Source organism: Streptomyces sp. NPDC002853 (assembly GCF_053591915.1).
In genome coordinates this window covers 19942-38362 of sequence record NZ_JBSFUS010000003.1, presented here as the reverse complement: position 1 = coordinate 38362, position 18421 = coordinate 19942, and the positions used below count along the sequence as shown (strand labels likewise).

Sequence of the window (18421 nt, the reverse complement as noted above, 5' to 3'; positions counted from 1 at the left end):
TACCGGGCGGTCGTGGATCGGTTATCGCGCCGTTACTAGCCAGTAACGAACCCCCTTGTGCGGGGCCCGAGAATGCACCACGATCGGCGACGCTCGGTCCAATAACCCGCAGCCCGAAAGCCAGTCGGGAGCGGGCTTTCTGGGTCCCCACCGAGCAGGCCGGAGACATCCCCGTCGCCGGTCTAGGACAGGGGGGTCTCTGCCGTCCGGCAGGGCCTGTCCGGCAGGTTGTGCGTGTCGCGTGCGACCAGTGGTTGTCGCTCGGGGGTGATCTCCCGAGGACGTAGCGCTTCTCCCATCCCTGCCCGGCTGAGCCGCCCGAACGGCAGCAGCCAGGGCCGGAGATGTACGTCCGAGAAGGAGGAAAGTCATGGAGTCCGTGGCTCGTGGCGGAACCAGATGGAAGCGGTTCGCCGTAGTCATGGTGCCGAGCGTCGCGGCGACTGCCGCGATAGGCGTGGCCCTCTCGCAGGGTGCACTCGCGGCATCGTTCAGTGTGTCCGGTCAGCAGTTCAAGGTGACTGCCGACCAGCTCGACGGTACGGGTTTCGTCCAGTACGGGGCGCTTGACAGCGGCAAGTCGGGTAACCACCCGGTCGCCGTCGTCGGCCTCGACTCGGCCAAGATCACCAACCTGTGTCAGTCCGTCGTCGTTCCGGTCCCCGTCTTCGGCGATGTGTCGATGACCCTGAAGGCCGGCGGCAAGGGCGGCCCCAGGGTCCAGGCGAAGAAGCTCTACATCGACGCCGATGACCTGAAGGCCGACGCGACGTTCACCAACGTCGACATCGGCGTCTCGGTCGACCAGACCACCAAGGGCCCGGGTCCGTCGAAGGGTGACAAGTACGCCCCCGACTCGTTCGCGCAGCAGGCTGACAAGGTGCGGTTCACCGACGTCAAGCAGCGTGCGTGGGCGACGACCGCCGGCACCTTCAAGCTCTCCGGTCTGGCTATGTCGGTCAAGAAGGGCAAGCACGAGTGCTACTGAGGCGACTGACGCCTTAGCAGCGGTACTTGTTGCGAAGAAACGGCCGGGCGCGGGGGCGCACGGATCTTGAACTCGACCGTCCCCGTGCCCGAATCCGCAGGACACAGAACCAACGCCATTCCCCGAGGAGCTGTACGACATGAGCGCCGAAGCGCAAGTGGGACTGGGCGACAAGCTCGGCCGGATGCGCCGATCGTTCCGAGGGTGGCGCGGCCAGCGCCCGTTCTGGGGTGGTCTGCTGACGTTGCTCGGCGGCATCCCGATCATGTACTTCCCGTACGCGAACCTCACGATCGGCACCATGACGATCCGGATGGCGACGACCGCCGGTGCCGGTTCGCTGATCATCGGTGTCCTACTTGTCGTGCTCGGCCTGACCATGTGGTTCCAGCCGCATTCCCGGATCTTCGCGGGTGTCGCGGCGATTCTGCTCGCCCTGGTCTCTCTGGTGGTCTCCAACTTCGGCGGCTTCGTCGTCGGTTTCCTGCTCGCGATGCTCGGCGGTGCCCTCGGCATCTCCTGGGCAGCGGACAAGCCGGTGAAGCGATCCGCGAAGAAGCGGGCCGAAGGCTCCGACAACGGGGCGCCGGAGCCCGCGGCCGCGGGGGCCGCGAACGGGGTGAGCGGCACTACGGACGATCTGTCAGGAACGAGCCCGGACAACGGGACGAACGGGAGGCACCGTGCCGGCTGACGAGGTGCACCATGAGGACTCCGCGGGGCAGCCCCGCGCGAGATCCGGACCGCGCCACGCGGCACCCAGAAAGCCGCTCCTCACCCGCCTGCACGTCCCGGCGGGCAAGGCGATAGCCATCGCGGCCATGCCGACCGCCGTCCTCATGGGCATGGGCCTGACCCCCCAGCTCGCGCAGGCCAAGCCGCTGCCGAAGAACCCCTTCCAGGACGGCCCGTGTGTCACGGCGCCGGACGACGCCTCCGAGGCCACCAAGGACGCCGAGAAGGAAGCCGACAAGGCTGCCGGGGAGAAGGCGGCGAAGGAGAAGGCCGAGAAGGAAGCGGCCGAGAAGGACGAGGCCGCGAAGCCGACGCCTTCGCCCTCCGCCGGTGACAAGGCGGGCTCGGACAGCGACAAGGACGAGCCGGCCCCGTCGCCCTCCGCCTCCGAGGACAAGGCGTCCGAGGACAAGGCGTCCGAGGAGAAGGCGGGCGAGGACAAGGCCGAGGAGCCCGCTCCGGAGCCCTCCGAGACCAAGAACCCGCTGGACCCGCTGGGTGTCGGTCCCGCGCTCAAGGACCTCTTCACGCCCGACGAGAAGGAGTCCGCGAGCCCGACGCCGACGCCGTCCGCCTCCGAGGAGACGAAGTCTCCTGAGGACACGGCGAAGGGCACGGTCGACGACGTCACCAAGCCCGTCGAGGACACCGTCGACGGGCTCAAGGACGGCGTCAAGGACGGTGCCGACAAGGCCGAGGACTCGGTGGACAAGGCCAAGGAAGAGGCCGAGAAGGCCGCTGACGAGGCTGCGGACAAGGCCGAGGAAGAGGCCGAGGACCCGATGGCACCGGACGAGAACGGCAAGAAGCCGTTCCCGTGCGTGGTCGAGAAGAAGGTCGACGGAAAGGCCGAGCAGACGCCCGCGCCGATCCCGAACCAGCCGTGGAACCTGGAAGCCAGCTCGCTCACCCTCAAGGGGGCGGACTACCAGGGCGTCGTGAACCTGACGATGCCCAACGGCAAGAGCAAGCAGGCCCTGAAGTACGTCGTCCAGAACACGGACATCGGCGACCTGCACCAGATCGTCGAGGGCCCGGCCGGCAAGAAGTACCACGTCCAGGCCGAGAAGGGCTCCACGTCCACGATCCGTGGCGGCGAGACGACGATGTACACCGAGTCGATCTCCGGCAAGCTCTTCGGCCTGATCCCGATCACGTTCGACCCGGAGCACCCGCCGCCCCTGAACATCCCGCTGATCTACTTCACGGACGTGAAGGTGCAGCAGGCGGGCCAGTTCGGCGGCAACCTGCACGTCCCCGGCCTGAGCCAGACGATCACCGACTGATCTTCACCGGGAGCCGCGAAGCGCCGAGGGCGCCCCCTGTCTCAGGGGGCGCCCTCGGTGTCGTACGGGGGAGGCGGGGCGTCAGTCGCGGCCGACGCCGCCCAGGTGGTGCACCCGGACCATGTTGGTGGTGCCGGGGACACCGGGGGGCGAACCGGCCGTGATGATCACGGTGTCGCCGTCGTTGAAGCGGTTCAGCTTGACCAGCTCGGCGTCGACGAGGTCGACCATCGCGTCGGTGTTGTCGACGTGCGGCACGACGTACGAGTCGACGCCCCAGCTCAGGGAGAGCTGGTTGCGGGTGGCCTCGTCGGTGGTGAAGGCCAGGATCGGCTGGGCCGCGCGGTAACGGGACAGGCGGCGGGCCGTGTCACCGGACTGCGTGAAGGCGATCAGCGCCTCGCCGCCGAGGAAGTCCGCGATCTCGCACGCGGCACGGGCCACCGAACCACCCTGCGTACGCGGCTTCTTGCCGGGCACGAGCGGCTGCAGCCCCTTGGCGAGCAGCTCCTCCTCGGCCGCCGCGACGATCTTCGACATCGTCTTGACGGTCTCGATCGGGTAGGCGCCCACGGACGACTCGGCGGACAGCATGACCGCGTCCGCGCCGTCCAGGATGGCGTTGGCGACGTCGGACGCCTCGGCGCGCGTGGGGCGCGAGTTGGTGATCATCGACTCCATCATCTGGGTCGCGACGATCACCGGCTTGGCGTTGCGGCGGCACATCTCCACGAGGCGCTTCTGCACCATCGGGACCTTCTCGAGCGGGTACTCGACGGCCAGGTCACCACGGGCGACCATGACGGCGTCGAAGGCCGCGACGACGCCCTCCATGTTGGCGACGGCCTGCGGCTTCTCCACCTTGGCGATGACGGGGACCCGGCGGCCCTCCTCGTCCATCACCTTGTGGACGTCCTTGACGTCGCTCGCGTCGCGCACGAAGGAGAGGGCGACCATGTCGCAGCCCATCTTCAGTGCGAAGCGCAGGTCCTCGATGTCCTTCTCGGAGAGCGCGGGCACGTTCACGGCCGCGCCGGGCAGGTTGATGCCCTTGTGGTCGGAGATGACGCCGCCCTCGACGACGATCGTCTTCACCTGCGGCCCGCTCACCTCGACGACCCGCAGCTCGACGTTGCCGTCGTTGATCAGGACCTGGTCGCCCTTGGAGACGTCACCGGGCAGGCCCTTGTAGGTGGTGCCACAGATGGACTTGTCGCCGGGGACGTCCTCGGTGGTGATGGTGAACTCGTCACCGCGCACCAGCTCGACGGGACCCTCGGCGAAGGTCTCCAGACGGATCTTCGGACCCTGCAGGTCGGCGAGGACGCCGACGGCACGGCCGGTCTTGTCGGCAGCCGCACGGACGCGGTCGTACCGCCCCTGGTGCTCGGCGTGCGTGCCGTGGCTGAAGTTGAAGCGGGCCACATTCATGCCGGCTTCGATCAGCGAGACGAGCTGCTCTTCGGAGTCGACGGCGGGGCCCAGCGTGCAGACGATTTTGGAACGGCGCATAGGGGCGATCCTATCGGTTTGTTTCGCTTCGGAATATTCCGTCTGGTGGAATCTACAAATGGGCGGAACCGCGCTCAGGCGTGGCGTTGACGCCTTGTGTTCATGCCGGATTCCCGACCAATGCGTAGGTCTGGCGCGCGATCTCCAGCTCCTCGTCGGTGGGGACGACGGCGACCGCGACCCGCGCGTACTCCGGTGAGATCAGCCGGGCCTCGTCGGAACGTACGGCGTTGAGCTCTCCGTCGACCGCGAGCCCCAGTTCCTCCAGGCCCGCGACGGCAGCCTCCCGCACCGGCGCCGCGTTCTCACCGACCCCCGCCGTGAACGCGATGGCGTCCACCCGGCCGAGCACCGCGTAGTAGGCGCCGATGTACTTCTTCAGACGGTGGATGTAGATGTCGAAGGCGACCGATGCGGCCTCGTCGCCCCCGTCGATCCGGCGCCGGATCTCCCGCATGTCGTTGTCCCCGCAGAGACCGACCAGACCACTCTTCTTGTTGAGCAGGGTGTCGACCTCGTCGATCGACATCCCGCCGACGCGGGCCAGGTGGAAGACGACCGCCGGGTCCACGTCACCGGAACGGGTACCCATCACGAGCCCCTCAAGCGGCGTGAGCCCCATCGATGTCTCCACGCACCTGCCGCCCCGCACGGCGCTCGCGGACGCGCCGTTGCCCAGGTGCAGCACGATGACGTTCACGTCCTCGAGCGCCTTGCCGAGCAGCTTGGCGGTCTCCCGGGACACGTACGCGTGCGACGTCCCGTGGAAGCCGTAACGCCGCACGCGGTGCTGGTCGGCGGTGGCCACGTCGATCGCGTAACGGGCCGCCGACTCCGGCATCGTCGTGTGGAACGCCGTGTCGAAGACGGCGACCTGGGGGAGGTCGGGACGCAGGGCCTGGGCCGTACGGATGCCGGTGATGTTGGCCGGGTTGTGCAGCGGCGCCACCGGCACGAGCCGCTGGATCTCCGCGAGCACCTCGTCCGTGACGACCGTCGGCGCCGTGAACTTCAGGCCGCCGTGCACCACGCGGTGGCCGATCGCGGCGAGCTCGGGGGAGTCGAGGCCGAGCCCGTCGGCGGTCAGCTCGGCGGCGACCGCCTTCAGCGCCGCCTCATGATCGGCGATCGGCTCCTCCCGCTCCCGCTCGTCGCCGCCGCCGGCCAGCGGGGTGTGCTTGAGCCGCGAGGTCTGCTCGCCGATGCGCTCGACCAGGCCGACCGCGAGGCGTGAGCTGTCCCGCATGTCGAGCAGCTGGTACTTCACCGACGACGAGCCGGAGTTGAGGACGAGGACACGGGTGGCGGTCACGGATGCGGCGCTTTCTGTAGACGTCATGCGGAGGAGGTCATGGGGAAGAGGTCATACGGAGGTGGCAGGCCGGCCCTGGGCCTGGATCGCGGTGATCACGACGGTGTTGACGATGTCCTGTACGAGGGCGCCGCGGGACAGGTCGTTGACCGGCTTGCGCAGGCCCTGGAGGACCGGGCCGACGGCGATCGCGCCCGCCGAGCGCTGCACGGCCTTGTACGTGTTGTTGCCGGTGTTCAGGTCCGGGAAGATCAGCACGCTCGCCTGCCCCGCGACCTCGGAGTCCGGCAGCTTCGTCGCCGCGACCGAGGGCTCCACGGCGGCGTCGTACTGGATCGGACCCTCGATCTTCAGGTCGCCGCGGCTCTCCCGCACCAGCTCCGTCGCCTCGCGCACCTTGTCGACGTCGGCGCCGGACCCCGACGTACCCGTCGAGTACGAGAGCATCGCGATCCGCGGCTCCACGCCGAACTGCTCGGCGGTGGCCGCCGCCTGGACGGCGATGTCGGCGAGCTGCACGGCGTTCGGGTCCGGGTTCACGGCGCAGTCGCCGTAGACGAGCACCTTGTCGGCGAGGCACATGAAGAAGACGGAAGAGACGATCGAGGCGTCGGGCTTCGTCTTGATGATCTCGAAGGCGGGCCGGATGGTGGCGGCCGTGGAGTGCACGGAACCCGACACCATGCCGTCGGCGAACCCCTCCTGCACCATCAGGGTGCCGAAGTAGTTCACGTCCGCGACGACGTCGTACGCCAGCTCGACGGTGACGCCCTTGTGGGCGCGCAGCTCGGCGTACTTGGCGGCGAACGCGTCCCGCAGCTCGGAGGTCTGCGGGTCGATGAGCTGCGAGTCGGCGAGGTCGACGCCGAGGTCCGCGGCCTTCTTGCGGATCTGCTCGACCGGACCGAGCAGCGTCAGGTCGCAGACGCCGCGGCGAAGGAGTACGTCGGCGGCGCGCAGGACGCGCTCCTCGGTGCCCTCGGGCAGGACGACGCGGCGCTTGTCGGAGCGCGCCTGCTCCAGGAGCTTGTGCTCGAACATCATCGGCGTGACGCGGTCGCTGCTGGGGGCCTGAACGCGGCTGAGCAGCCCCGCCGTGTCGACGTACCGCTCGAAGAGCCCGAGGGCCGTCTCCGCCTTGCGGGGCGTGGCGGCGTTCAACTTGCCCTCCAGGGCGAAGAGTTCGCCCGCGGTGGGGAAGGAGCCGCCGGAGACCGCGATGACCGGGGTGCCGGGCGCGAGGCGGTCGGCGAGCTTCAGGATCGCTTCGCCGGGCTGTTCGTTGAGGGTGAGCAGGACGCCCGCGATGGGCGGCGTACCCGCGCTGTGCGCGGCGAGCGAGCCCACCACGAGGTCGGCGCGGTCGCCGGGGGTGACCACGAGGCAGCCCGGGGTCAGGGCGTTCAGGAAGTTCGGCAGCATCGCGCCGCCGAAGACGAAGTCGAGCGCGTCCCGGGCCAGGCCCGCGTCGTCGCCGAGCACGACGCGGCCGCCGAGCGCGTGGGTGATCTGGGCGACGGTGGGGGCGGCGAGGGCGGGCTCGTCGGGCAGTACGTAGCTGGGTACGGGGAGTCCCGCCGCGAGGCCCTCGTAGATCTCGTCGCGGTCGGCGGGCGCCACCCGGTTGGTGACCATCGCGAGGACGTCGCAGCCCAGGCTCTCGTAGGCCCGGTAGGCGTTGCGCGTCTCGGCACGGACGGACTCGGCGGTCTGGTTCTTGCCGCCGACGACGGCTATCACCGAGGCACCGAACTCGTTGGCGAGCCGGGCGTTGAGGGACAGCTCGTCCGGGAGCTGCGTGTCGGCGAAGTCCGTGCCGAGCACCAGGACGATCTCGTAGTCCCTGGCCACCCGGTGAAAACGGTCGACGAGCTGGGAGACCAGCTCGTCGGTGCCCTGCTCGGCCTGGATCGCGGAGGCCTCGTGGTAATCCATGCCGTACCCGGACGCGGCGTCCTGAGCGAGCCGGTAACGGGCCCGCAGAAGATCGAAGAGACGATCGGGACCGTCGTGGACCAGTGGCCGGAAGACCCCCACCCGGTCGACCTGGCGGGTCAGGAGTTCCATGACTCCCAGCTCGATGACCTGGCGGCCGTCGCCCCGGTCGATCCCGGTCACGTACACGCTGCGCGTCACGCGTGCTCTCTCCTTCTCCGCTGCTCCGCCGCGGTTTCCCTGGGCGCCCGGCGGAACCGGGCGACTTCCGTCAGGGCCGGACAAATGACCCGATATGGTTGCCGTGCCCTGTTGACAATACCTCTGCGGCTGGCTAGGTCGCCCGCCGGACGAAAGGCCTCGTGGAGCGGGCCCAAGGGCCTTCTCCCCAGGATCGGCCGGGGCAGCCGTGAACGGGGCCGCTCTGTGTGTGAGCGGCACCGGGTTCGCGGTCATGGAACAATCGGACCGGCTCACACGCATCAACAGCGAGCAGGAGACACAGCACGATGCGCATCGGAATTCTCACCGCAGGCGGCGACTGCCCCGGCCTCAACGCAGTGATCCGGTCGGTCGTGCACCGAGCCGTCACGCACTACGGCGACGAGGTCATCGGCTTCGAGGACGGATACGCGGGCCTGCTCGACGGCCGCTACCGCTCCCTCGGCCTCAACGAGGTCAGCGGCATCCTGGCCCGCGGCGGAACGATTCTCGGCTCCTCGCGCCTGGAGCGGGACCGCTTCCGCGCGGCCTGCGAGGACGCGCCCGCGCTCGCCAAGGAGATCGGCTTCGACGCCCTGATCCCGATCGGCGGCGAGGGCACCCTCACGGCCGCGAAGATGCTGTCGGACGCGGGCCTGCCGGTGGTGGGTGTCCCGAAGACGATCGACAACGACATCTCCTCCACGGACCGCACCTTCGGCTTCGACACGGCGGTGGGTGTCGCCACGGAGGCGATGGACCGCCTCAAGACGACCGCCGAGTCCCACCAGCGCGTGATGGTGGTCGAGGTCATGGGCCGGCACGCGGGCTGGATCGCCCTGGAGTCCGGCATGGCGGGCGGCGCCCACGGCATCTGCCTCCCCGAGCGCGCCTTCGACCCCGCCGACCTGGTCAAACTGGTCGAGGAGCGGTTCTCGCGCGGCAAGAAGTTCGCGGTGATCTGCGTGGCCGAGGGCGCGCACCCGGCCGAGGGCACCATGAACTACGGCAAGGGCGCCATCGACCAGTTCGGCCACGAGCGCTTCCAGGGCATCGGCACGGCGCTCGCGTACGAGCTGGAGACCCGGCTCGGCAAGGAGGCCAAGCCGGTCATCCTCGGCCACGTCCAGCGCGGCGGCACCCCGACGGCGTACGACCGTGTCCTCGCGACCCGCTTCGGCTGGCACGCGGTGGAGGCCGTGCACCGCGACGACTACGGCCGGATGACGGCCCTGCGGGGCACCGACATCACGATGGTGCCGCTCGCGGAGGCGGTCACCGAGCTGAAGACGGTGCCGAAGGACCGGATGGACGAGGCGGAGTCGGTCTTCTAGGGGTCGCTTTCCTTCTCCGCTGGGTCAGCCCCCGGCGGCGCCGCGTACCTGGGTCCAGAAGTGCTCCAGGATCTTGTCAAGGAAGTCCTGCCCGGCGCTCCCCGAGGCGTCGGCCCCGGCCCCGCCGCCCCAGCTCAGCGTCCGCACCATCCGCGACTGGTAGTCGGCGTGCAGCTGCTGCAGCACGTCCTCGAGATGCCGCTTGTGCACGGGCAGCATCTTGCTGACGGGCCGCACGTACCCCTGCCAGCGGGTGGTGACGGCCCTGCGCAGCAGGTCGGCGAGGTCGTCGGCGCGTCCGATGACGGTGATGAAGTCGGGCAACGGGAGCTGCAGCACGTCGGCGAGGGCGGCGGACTGCCGCTCGTTGCCGCGCCAGGTGTTGGTCTCCTCCATGTGCAGATACGCCTGGATCTCGACGCCGGACCCCCGCGCCACGTCCTCGGGCGCGAGCCCGCGGGCGAGCCGGTGCTCGCGCAGGGTGGTGGCGGCGCCCATGAGCTCGCCGGGGGAGCACCACAAGGTCCCGGCGAGCGCGGTGAGCTCGGCGGAGGTGGGCGCGGCCAGCCCGCGCTCCCAGGCGGCGATGGTCTCGGGGGTGATGTAGGTGAGCCCGTAACTCGCCCGCATCCCGTAGGCGACATGCCCGTGCGCCATCCCCAAGGCCTCACGTAGGCGCCGGGCGGCGGGAAAGTTGAACGGGGGCGTCGGCTGATTGGGCTGGCTCGATTGCACGGGCACACGGTATGGGCGCGAGGAGCCGGCGACTACGGTGCGTTCATACGAGGTTGCGGATTGGTGTGAAGCTACGGAGTGGTGGGTGCGCGGGGGGCGTGGGGCTCGCCGAGCAACTCCTCCAGCGCGTGCCCGTACGCGCGGAAGAGGGGCCGGGCCTCGGGGTGTGCGGGGGAGTCAGGGAGCAGCAGGTCGGCCAGGTGGGCGACGCGCCACATCCGGAGGACGGTCATGGCCGTGGCTCCGTGCGTACTGCCGACGAGATCTGCCGCGAGCCGCAGCGCCTCGGCGATGAGGGCTGCTGCGCGAGGGACTTCGGGGCCGCGTGCGATCGCCGCGGTGATCAGGGCCTGGAGGAAGCGCGTCAGCTGCAGGTCCGCGCCGAGCCGGCTCATGCGGCGCACGGCGTGGGGCTGATCGAACTGCCCCCGGACGTCCTCGTACCCGGAGGACCACAGCAGGAGGCTCGACGCCTCCACGGGGTGCTCCCGCAGATAACCGAGCTCGTCGAAGATCCCCATGACCGGCTCCCCGAAGTCCCCGACCTGCCGGACCACGTCGAGAAGCCGCACCACATCCCCCTGCCGGCCCGCCACGAACCGGCCCACGGAAACGTCCGCCAGATCCCAGGACCCGGCCGCGGCGACAGCACCGATCTCGATGATGCCGCCGAGGGGGCCGAAGACGGAGCGGGCGAGGGATTGCTCCGGGACGTCCCACTCCGGGACGCTCAACTTGCTCCTGCCCGCCGCACTCACCGCGGCAGCTCTTCGCGCGAAAGGTCGCCATCGCAGAACACACAGACGAAGTGGCAATCCTTCACGGTGTTCCATTCACGGCAGGCGGAGCAGTGGCGAAAGGTGATGGGGTGCGTGAAGCCGGTACCGCAGTAGATGCCCACATGTCCCAGGCAGCTCTCGACCGTGGGCCACGAGGCATTCCCCGGGCAGTAGCCGGTCGATTGATTACTGATGTACGTGGCCGACCATCGCCCTGACGAGCGGGTAAATCCCATCTCTCCGGCGGCCAGGACCGTGTTCCCGCCTGCGCATGCCACATGCTCCGAGCGTCTTGGTGCGAGCAGCAGAGTGTGTGACATGTCGATGACGAACGTGAATGGCTGACTCAATTCGTCTTGGTCGCGAGCAGCAAGGAAGGCCTCCAAGTCCTGAGTGGACTGAACTCGATGCCCTCCGCGAAGTGGAATGCCTTCCCTGATGTCGGGAGGCCCTACATACTCGTACACCGGCACTCGTGCTCTCTACCCTTCCGTGTCGAGGCGTAGATCTTGGACGCGGAGAGGAGCGTCGAGGGCAGGCGACGGTTCTCCAGCGGAGTCGATAAGTGGCCCGGGAACTCCGGGCCCCCAGGACTGCCATCCCTCATGGAAGTAGTGTTCGGTCAGTACGAGACCGTTAGGTCCCCTCGATGCGTGGTCAGTCAGATGCTCGTCGGGTTTGGGGACGTCCTTGCCGGCCCTGGAACCGCCGTCCTCATCCTTGTACTTGTCGGCTTCCTTGCCCGCCCGGTCCATCCAGGAGTCGGCCGAGGTCAGGCGGGACTGCGCGGCGGAGAGGCTGGTCTGCGCCTCGCGTCCCTGGGCCAGGGCCTTGTCGGCCAGGGCCTGGGAGCGTTCCAGCTCCGGCCAGTACGCGGAGAGAGCGTCGCCGGCCATCTCGTAGCTCTTCTTGAGCTTTTTCAGCTTGCCCGGGGCGTCCTCGAACTCCGCCGTGAAGGACTCGGCCGTCTTGCCCGCCCAGGTGAGGATCGCGTCCTCGCCCGCCATGCCCTTGATGTCCCGCAGCACTTTGGACACGTCGTCGGCGAAGTCGTGCAAGTTCTTCGCCAGGTTCCGCACCCGGTCCGGATCTCCGGGCGTTGGGTCCTTGTCCAAGTCCAGGACATGCCAATCCGCCGGACGATTGCCGCCCATTACGCTCCCCCGTCCTGCGTGTGTCGTCGTCTAGCGGTTGATCGACTGGATCTCCTCGACCACGACCTCTTGGTCCGCGCCGAACTCGCCGTCGGGAAGTTCCTGCGGGTCGTTGACCCCTGTGCCGGTCCAGTGGATCTTCCAGGTGACGGTTGCCTTGAGCGGGTAGGAGCCGTCGCCCGATGAGCGGAGGTACTTCACGCCGCAGGGCGGGTCCTCGTCGGACTTGCCCTTGGCGTACGGCTCACCGATCTTGCCGTCGTTGATCGGGCAGACGCCGGATGCGGGGTAGGTCTCGGCGTCCTTGGTGCCGGGGTCGATCTTGAGGGAGATCGGTTCGGCCGTCGCCGTTGCCTGGAGGTCGAGGACCGGGACCGAGGCCGTCACCGAGACCGCCTTGAACTCGGCCTTGTCCAGCCAGGCCCAGGTCGGGAGATTGACCTTGGTGGTCTCAGCCGGGGCGAGCGTGACCTCGGTGTCGGGTACGCGGATCTCGGCGTACGCGAGGTGCGCGAGGATCTCCGGAGTGACGGCTTCCGGTATGTCGGCCGGCGGCGGGTCGCCCTTGTCGACCCAGAAGTACGGCTTGTCGCAGTCGAATGCTCCCGGGGCGCTTGCTCTTCCTTCAGGGATGAAGCCGTCCCACCAGTAGCCCTCACCGGTCTTGTCCTTGTTGAAGTCCTTATAGGGCTGCCCGTCGACATAGCGATTGCGCTGCGTCAGATCCCACTGCGGTCCGGTGGACTCGGCCTCCCAGATCGGCTCAAGCTTCTTCTGGAGCTGGGCCGGGGTGTGCGCGGGAGCGTAATAGCACGGCGGAGGGGTCCAGTTGCTGGCTGCCGGAGTCACCGGACCCGCGGTGCCGCCCTTGCCGTTCTTCGAGCGGTCGAAGACGACGCCGCCCGCCGTGGCCGACAAGGTCTGCTCGTCGCTGTCCGCGTCCACCTGCGTCTCGGAGCCGTTGCCGCCCGGGTCTATGTCGGCCCATGCCTGAGGGCCGCTCAAGGCCACTGCCAGGCACGCGAAGAACGCCGTCAGGGCTGTGGCCCTTCCTACGGTTGGCATTGCGCCGCCCCCCTGGTGGAGATGATCTGCGAGGTCTGCCAGGTACCGTCGTCGTTCTTGATCAGCTGCGTGTTGTACGAGACGTAGCTGTTCTTGGTCACCGGCGTCTTGTTGGTCTTCTCGTTCTTCTTGCTCTTGGTGTAGCCCTTGCCTTCGTCCGCACAGAAGGAAAGCGTGGCGGTCTTCTTGTCCTTGAGTGTCACTTGGTGGTCGTAATAGCGCACTGTGCCCGTGATGGAGAGATCGGCAGCCTTGAACTTCTCGACCCAAGTCACCGCCGCTTCCAGGGCCTTGCCGGTGTTGTAGTAGCCGACCGCCTCGCCCTTCGGGTCCGTCCCCGTGATGGCGGCATTCACGGCGCGCATGCGCTCCGCGTTGTCGGCAAGCACCGCCTTCTTCACGGCGTCCCCGGTACGGGGCTTCTCGAAGGTCATGGTCAGATCGGCCGGAAGCTCGATCTTGGGGCGGCCGGAGTCCTCTGCCGGGCTCGCGCTGGGCGAATCCGACACCTCCCCGCCCCCCTTGTCCGCCCCAGCGATCTTGTCGTTGTCCTTGGACTCGTCGTCGCCGCTGCCGCAGGCTGTCAGCAGCAGAGCCGCGGTCGCGGTGAGGGCGACCGTCGCGAGACGGAGAGGGCGGTTCACTGACGGCTCCTGGTGAGGGTGAGAGTTGGCGCGAGCTAAGCACGCTAGTGGGAGCTGATCGGCGACACCAGAGAGAAATCTGCTGAGCAATGGGGCGTGTGGGGTTTAACCCGGTGATTCGGGCGGCGCAAGAGAGGGGATCGCGCGTGGTGATGGAGCGGAAAGCCATGGATCTTGAGGGGTACATGGAGCGGGCCCGCAGCGGGCCCTGTTTTGTTTGTGCGTTTCTTCGCGGAGAGGCCGGCTATGACCATCACCTCGTCCACGAGGACGACGAGCACGTCGCCTTTCTCGACCGGTGGCCCACCCTGCCCGGGAAGGTCCTCGTCGCGCCCAAGGCCCACGTCGAGCACGTCGTCCGGGACCTCGACGAGGCGGCGTACGTACGGATCATGCTCTTCGTGCGCGAGGTCACCCGCGCCGTCGAGCGGGTCTTCGACCCCGAGCGCACCTACCTCTACTCCCTCGGGAGTCAGGAAGGGAACAGCCACCTCCATTGGCACATTGCCGTCCTGCCGCCCGGAGTCCCGTACGAGGAGCAGCAGTTCCACGTGCTGATGACCGAGAACGGGGTGCTGGACATGCCGCCGGACGAGATGGCCGACCTCGCCGCGCGGCTTCGGGCCGCCCTGAAGGCTTGGCCCAGCGCTACTGCTTCGTCGGCTCGTACTTGCTGTCCACCTTGCCGATCTCGGTCCACGTGTCCTCCTGCCGGCGGTCGAACCACACGGGGCGTTCCCGCGCCGAGCGGCGCTTCTCGAAGGAGACCTCGTCCAGGACGCCGTTGACCGAGACGTTCTGGATCTCGCGGTCCAGGGTGTGGCGCAGTGAGGCCGACGAGGCGGTGTCCGCGGGAAGTTGTTCGAGTGCCGTCGCCAGCGCCAAGGCACCGTCGTACAGCTCCTGGTTGCCGCGTGCGGGGAGGTTGTCGCCCGGTTCGCCGGAGTAGTTGCGCGTGCGCAGGACCCCCTCCGGGACGCCCGCGGCCGTCTTCTCGGCCCTCGCCCGCTCCTCCGAGTCCTCGCAGACCCCCTCAGGGGCGCTCTGGGAGAGGATGGGTCCGGTGAAGCCGTCGGCCCGGAGCTTCTTCGCCCACACGGCGACGTCCGTCCCGATCGGCACCACCACCGCGTCCGCCTTCGCCTCCTCGGCCAGCTCCGGGATGTGGGCCGTCTTCACCTCGTCCGGGCGGACGTCCAGCGCCTCGGCGGTCACGCCAGCCTTACGCAGTCCGGTCCCGATGCCGTCCTGCCGGTCCGCCCAGACCTTGTCCTCCGCCACAAGGACCCGGCGCGCGTCGGTCCGCGTCAGGAGGTATTCGGCCATCGCCTCGCCCTGCCGCTCGTCGTCGGCCGGGATCGCGAAGGCGCCCCCGGCGTGGGCGACGTCGTAACACGTGCTGATCTCCGGCAGGAACGCCTCATCCGTGTCGTGCACCCAGGCGAAGTCGACGGTGTCACCGATGACCGCGAGCATGTCCGGGTGCTCGGCGAGCAGTTCGCGAGACGTCTTGTCGGGATCCGCGGCCACGGGGACGAGACGGAAGCGGGCGCCGTGCTTCTCGCCGAGCGTCTCGGCGAAGGCGGACTCCACGGTACGCATCTGCTGCGTCGTGAACTGCTTGTACTCCGAGACCTTCCCGGCATCGCCGCCGGAGCGTGCCGTGCCGACGTGCGTGTAGCTGTGGGCGACGCCTATCTCGTACACGGCCGGGGCCGCTGTTTCCCCCTCGGACGCGGCGAGGGAGCGAATGCCGAGCCCCGTCGGGATGCCGACCGCAAGCAGCAGGGCCGCGGGAATCAACACCCGCCGCCTCACCCGCCGCCTCTTGCGCGAGCCTTGCGCGTCCGAGGGTGCGGGCACCTTGCTGACCGGGCGGGGCGCGGGCACGGGGCGCGCGTCCTGCACCTCGTCAGCCGCCTGCCGCTCCCGCTCGCCCACGACGGCGTCCTGGATGTCATCGTCGGCCGCGCCCACGCCCACGCCCCCGGCCACGCCCTGGTCCGCCGCCAGGACCCGCTCCAGCGTCGTCGCCGCGTCCGCGGGCCGGTCGGCGGGGTCCTTGGCCAGGAGGTCGAGCACGAGGCGTTCGACCGGCGCCGGCACATCGGGCCGCGCCCGCGAAGGCCGCAGCGGTGCGTCGTTGACGTGGTTGTACATGACGCCGGCCGCGGAGCCGGTGAACGGCGGGTGGCCGACCAGGAGTTCGTAGAGGACGCAGCCGAGTGCGTAGAGGTCGGTGCGGCCGTCGCCCGGCTCCTGCCGGAACCGCTCGGGCGCCAGATACGGCACGCTGCCGAACGGCAGCTCTCCGGTCCGCGTCAGACGCGAGTCGCCCGCGACCCGCTCCATGAACGTCGCGATGCCGAAGTCGACTACCTTGGCCGTGCCGTCCCGCGCGATCATGATGTTGCCGGGCTTGATGTCACGGTGCACGACACCCGCCGAGTGCGCCGCGTCCAGGGCGCGGCAGATGTCCGCCGCCCAGCGCAGCGCGTCCGCCACGGGCACGCGGACGTCCTCGCGCAGCACCTGGGCGAGGGAGCGTCCCCGCACCAGGGCCATCACCAGGTACGGCGTCGGATGCGGGCTGCCGTCGTCCGTGCCGTGGTCGTGGACGGCGACGATGTACGGGCTGTCCAGCGAGGCCGCGGCCCGTGCCTCCTGCCGGAAGCGGGCCAGGAGCTGCTCCAGCTCATCGGCGTCGGCTGACTCCGCCGCCGCGAAGAGTTTCACCGCCACCTCGCGGCCGAGGCTCACGTCCCGCGCCCGCCACACCTCTCCCATGCCGCCCGCGCCGAGCCGCTCGAGCAGCTCGTACCGGCCGTTCAGCAAACGCCCCCGCATGTGCCCTCCCTCAGATCCGGCGATCCTAGCCACCGGGCCGCGAGGCGGCCGAGGAGGGCCGGGGTCAACCCTTCACCGCACCCCCCAGCGCGAACCCGCCGCCCAGCCGCCGTGAGATCAGCACGTACAGCAGGATCACCGGCGTGGAGTAGATGATCGAGAAGGCCGCCAACTGGCCATAGATCACTGTCCCCTTGTTGCCGAAGAAGTCGTTGATGCTCACCGATGCCGGCATCTGTTCCGGAGTCAGGAGCAGCATGAACGGGACGAAGAAGTTGCCCCACATCATGACGAAGGAGAACACCGTCACCACCGCCACCCCCGGGCCCATCAGGGGGAGCACGATGCGCAGCAGGGACTGGAACGACGACGCGCCGTCCGTCCACGCCGCCTCCTCCAGCTCCTTCGGTACTCCGTCCATGAAGTTCTTCATCAGCCAGATGGCGAAGGGCAGTTGGGACGCGGCGAAGAAGAAGATCGTGCCCTGCATCGTGTCGATCAGGTCGACCTGCACGAACAGCGCGTACACCGGGACCATGATCGCCGTGATCGGCAGGCTCGTCGCGAAGAGGATCGTCAGCATGAAGGGGCGGTTCAGGCGGGACTTGAAACGGGAGAGCGGGTAGGCGGCGAGCGCCGCGCAGACCACCGTCAGGAGCGTGCCGCCGCCGCACAGCAGCAGGCTGTTGAGCAGGGGCGTGAAGGTGATCTCGGGGGTCAGGACCGCGTCGTAGTTGTCCAGGGTGATGCCGTCGGGGACCTTCACCTTGAGGTCGGCCTTGGTGTCGAGCGAGGACAGGATCACCCAGGCCAGCGGCAGGACGAACGCCGCCGCGACGACGAGCAGCCCCGCGTCCGCCGCGAGCCGCCGTGTCGTACGGCGTGAACCCATGCTGCGAGCGGGCGACTTGACGGTGTTAACGGACACTCAGACCTCCGTGCGGAGCAGGCGCATGTAGACGAGGGAGAAGAGTGAGCCGACGACCAGGAGCAGGAGCGCCACCGCCGTGCCGTAACCGATCATGCTCTTCTGGAAGGCCTGTTCGTACATGAACAGGGGGAGGGTCTGGCTGCGGTTGCCCGGCCCTCCTCGCGTCATCACCCAGATCAGGCCGAAGACGGAGAGGGTCTGCAGGGTGTTCAGCATCAGGTTCGTGCCGATGGAGCGGCGGATCATCGGGAGCGTGATGTGCCACATGCGGCGCCAGCCGCCCGCGCCGTCCACCTGGGCCGCCTCGGTGATCTCCTTGGGGATCTCGTTCAGGGCCGCCGAGTAGACCAGCATCGAGAACGCCGTCCCCCGCCACACGTTGGCGAACGACACCGCCAGGATCGGCAGCGTGTACATCCAGTTCTGGGACGGGAGGTGGAGGAAGTCCAGGACCGCGTTGAGGGTGCCCTCGCGGCGGAAGAACGCGTACAGGAGGAAGGCCGCCACCACCTCGGGCAGCACCCACGCCGTGATCACGATCGCGCCGGTCACCGTGCGGACCGGCTTGGACGCCCGCTGCATCAGGGACGCGAGCGCGAGGCCGATGGTGTTCTGTCCGAGGATCGACGACACCAGCGTGAAGACCAGGGTCAGCCAGACCGCGTTGAGGAACGCCTCGTCCCCGAAGGCCTTACGGAAGTTGTCGAACCCGACGAAGCTCGACTCCGCCTGGCCGGTGAGCTGTAGGTCGGTGAAGGCGATGTAGGCGCAGTAGCCGATCGGTCCCGCCAGGAACAGCAGCAGGAGGATCACGGCGGGGGAGACGGGCAGCGCGCGGGACAGCGCCCGGCCCGTCAGCTTGCCGCGGGACGGGGGCCGCGCGGCCCCCGTCCCCGGAGTCTTGACGACGCCGCCGGGTCCGGCGGTGGGTGCGGTGGTCACCTCGGGGGTCTCACTTCCCTT

15 protein-coding genes and 2 pseudogenes are annotated in these 18421 nt (G+C 68.8%); 5 read left to right on the top strand and 12 right to left on the bottom strand.

What is annotated here, in order from left to right; translation table 11 throughout:
- The first annotated feature begins 370 nt into the window (after window positions 1-370).
- The 3 genes from ACWD02_RS08020 (at window position 371) to ACWD02_RS08010 (ending at window position 3009) form a co-directional block, all read left to right on the top strand.
- On the top strand, window positions 371-988 hold the full coding sequence (locus tag ACWD02_RS08020; RefSeq protein ID WP_451205977.1) for a DUF6230 family protein: 618 nt from the start codon (window positions 371-373) through the stop codon (window positions 986-988).
- Between the two features lie 139 nt (window positions 989-1127).
- Window positions 1128-1682 (top strand): DUF6114 domain-containing protein, encoded by a 555-nt coding sequence (locus ACWD02_RS08015; protein ID WP_451205975.1) that lies wholly within the window; start codon window positions 1128-1130, stop codon window positions 1680-1682.
- Entirely contained in the window at window positions 1672-3009 is a 1338-nt protein-coding gene (locus tag ACWD02_RS08010) for a hypothetical protein (RefSeq protein ID WP_451205972.1), read from the top strand. The genes ACWD02_RS08015 and ACWD02_RS08010 overlap by 11 nt, the downstream gene beginning before the upstream one ends.
- Window positions 3010-3090: 81 nt before the next feature.
- Here the strand turns inward: ACWD02_RS08010 and pyk are convergent, their stop codons facing one another.
- The 3 genes from pyk to pta form a co-directional block, all read right to left on the bottom strand.
- On the bottom strand, window positions 3091-4521 hold the full coding sequence (pyk, locus tag ACWD02_RS08005) for a pyruvate kinase (protein WP_451205970.1): 1431 nt from the start codon (window positions 4519-4521) through the stop codon (window positions 3091-3093).
- Window positions 4522-4621: 100 nt separating this feature from the next.
- Window positions 4622-5860 carry an acetate kinase gene (locus ACWD02_RS08000; protein ID WP_451205968.1) on the bottom strand — a complete coding sequence of 413 codons (1239 nt, stop codon included), beginning with the start codon at window positions 5858-5860 and terminating at the stop codon, window positions 4622-4624.
- Between the two features lie 24 nt (window positions 5861-5884).
- On the bottom strand, window positions 5885-7969 hold the full coding sequence (gene pta, locus ACWD02_RS07995) for a phosphate acetyltransferase (RefSeq protein WP_451205965.1): 2085 nt from the start codon (window positions 7967-7969) through the stop codon (window positions 5885-5887).
- A gap of 308 nt (window positions 7970-8277) precedes the next feature.
- Here pta and ACWD02_RS07990 point away from each other — a divergent pair, with 308 nt between their 5' ends.
- A complete protein-coding gene (locus tag ACWD02_RS07990; RefSeq protein WP_365820642.1) occupies window positions 8278-9303 on the top strand; it encodes an ATP-dependent 6-phosphofructokinase in 1026 nt (341 codons plus the stop codon).
- A gap of 24 nt (window positions 9304-9327) precedes the next feature.
- Here ACWD02_RS07990 and ACWD02_RS07985 read toward each other — a convergent pair whose 3' ends face one another.
- The 6 genes and pseudogenes from ACWD02_RS07985 to ACWD02_RS07960 all read right to left on the bottom strand — a co-directional run bounded on the left by ACWD02_RS07985 (window position 9328) and on the right by ACWD02_RS07960 (window position 13680).
- Window positions 9328-10044 (bottom strand): helix-turn-helix domain-containing protein, encoded by a 717-nt coding sequence (locus ACWD02_RS07985; RefSeq protein ID WP_451205963.1) that lies wholly within the window; start codon window positions 10042-10044, stop codon window positions 9328-9330.
- Between the two features lie 65 nt (window positions 10045-10109).
- A complete protein-coding gene (locus tag ACWD02_RS07980) occupies window positions 10110-10772 on the bottom strand; it encodes a hypothetical protein (protein ID WP_451205960.1) in 663 nt (220 codons plus the stop codon).
- Between the two features lie 20 nt (window positions 10773-10792).
- Window positions 10793-11203, bottom strand: a complete 411-nt coding sequence (locus tag ACWD02_RS07975) for a hypothetical protein (RefSeq protein ID WP_451205957.1) — start codon at window positions 11201-11203, stop codon at window positions 10793-10795.
- A gap of 258 nt (window positions 11204-11461) precedes the next feature.
- Window positions 11462-11971 (bottom strand): annotated as a pseudogene (locus ACWD02_RS07970) (putative T7SS-secreted protein); the annotation flags it as partial.
- 30 nt (window positions 11972-12001) lie between these two features.
- On the bottom strand, window positions 12002-13036 hold the full coding sequence (locus ACWD02_RS07965) for a hypothetical protein (protein WP_451205955.1): 1035 nt from the start codon (window positions 13034-13036) through the stop codon (window positions 12002-12004).
- Window positions 13024-13680 (bottom strand): hypothetical protein, encoded by a 657-nt coding sequence (locus tag ACWD02_RS07960; protein WP_451205952.1) that lies wholly within the window; start codon window positions 13678-13680, stop codon window positions 13024-13026. The genes ACWD02_RS07965 and ACWD02_RS07960 overlap by 13 nt, the downstream gene beginning before the upstream one ends.
- Window positions 13681-13769: 89 nt before the next feature.
- On the opposite strand from ACWD02_RS07960, the pseudogene ACWD02_RS07955 reads away from it, so the two are divergent.
- Window positions 13770-14126, top strand: a pseudogene (locus ACWD02_RS07955) (HIT family protein); the annotation flags it as partial.
- A gap of 202 nt (window positions 14127-14328) precedes the next feature.
- On the opposite strand, the gene ACWD02_RS07950 reads toward ACWD02_RS07955, so the two are convergent.
- The 3 genes from ACWD02_RS07950 to ACWD02_RS07940 form a co-directional block, all read right to left on the bottom strand.
- Entirely contained in the window at window positions 14329-16527 is a 2199-nt protein-coding gene (locus ACWD02_RS07950) for a protein kinase domain-containing protein (protein ID WP_451205950.1), read from the bottom strand.
- 64 nt (window positions 16528-16591) lie between these two features.
- Window positions 16592-17419 carry a carbohydrate ABC transporter permease gene (locus tag ACWD02_RS07945; protein ID WP_451207396.1) on the bottom strand — a complete coding sequence of 276 codons (828 nt, stop codon included), beginning with the start codon at window positions 17417-17419 and terminating at the stop codon, window positions 16592-16594.
- Between the two features lie 36 nt (window positions 17420-17455).
- Window positions 17456-18400 carry a carbohydrate ABC transporter permease gene (locus tag ACWD02_RS07940; RefSeq protein ID WP_451205947.1) on the bottom strand — a complete coding sequence of 315 codons (945 nt, stop codon included), beginning with the start codon at window positions 18398-18400 and terminating at the stop codon, window positions 17456-17458.
- Window positions 18401-18421 lie beyond the last annotated feature (21 nt).

What these genes read in the sequence shown, in the direction of transcription:
- ACWD02_RS08020 (WP_451205977.1), top strand. Translation starts at nt 371, where the DNA reads ATGGAGTCCGTGGCTCGTGGCGGAACCAGATGGAAGCGGTTCGCCGTA.
- ACWD02_RS08015 (WP_451205975.1), top strand. Translation starts at nt 1,128, where the DNA reads ATGAGCGCCGAAGCGCAAGTGGGACTGGGCGACAAGCTCGGCCGGATG.
- pyk (WP_451205970.1), bottom strand. Translation starts at nt 4,521, where the DNA reads ATGCGCCGTTCCAAAATCGTCTGCACGCTGGGCCCCGCCGTCGACTCC.
- ACWD02_RS08000 (WP_451205968.1), bottom strand. Translation starts at nt 5,860, where the DNA reads ATGACGTCTACAGAAAGCGCCGCATCCGTGACCGCCACCCGTGTCCTC.
- ACWD02_RS07990 (WP_365820642.1), top strand. Translation starts at nt 8,278, where the DNA reads ATGCGCATCGGAATTCTCACCGCAGGCGGCGACTGCCCCGGCCTCAAC.
- ACWD02_RS07965 (WP_451205955.1), bottom strand. Translation starts at nt 13,036, where the DNA reads ATGCCAACCGTAGGAAGGGCCACAGCCCTGACGGCGTTCTTCGCGTGC.
- ACWD02_RS07950 (WP_451205950.1), bottom strand. Translation starts at nt 16,527, where the DNA reads ATGCGGGGGCGTTTGCTGAACGGCCGGTACGAGCTGCTCGAGCGGCTC.
- ACWD02_RS07945 (WP_451207396.1), bottom strand. Translation starts at nt 17,419, where the DNA reads ATGGGTTCACGCCGTACGACACGGCGGCTCGCGGCGGACGCGGGGCTG.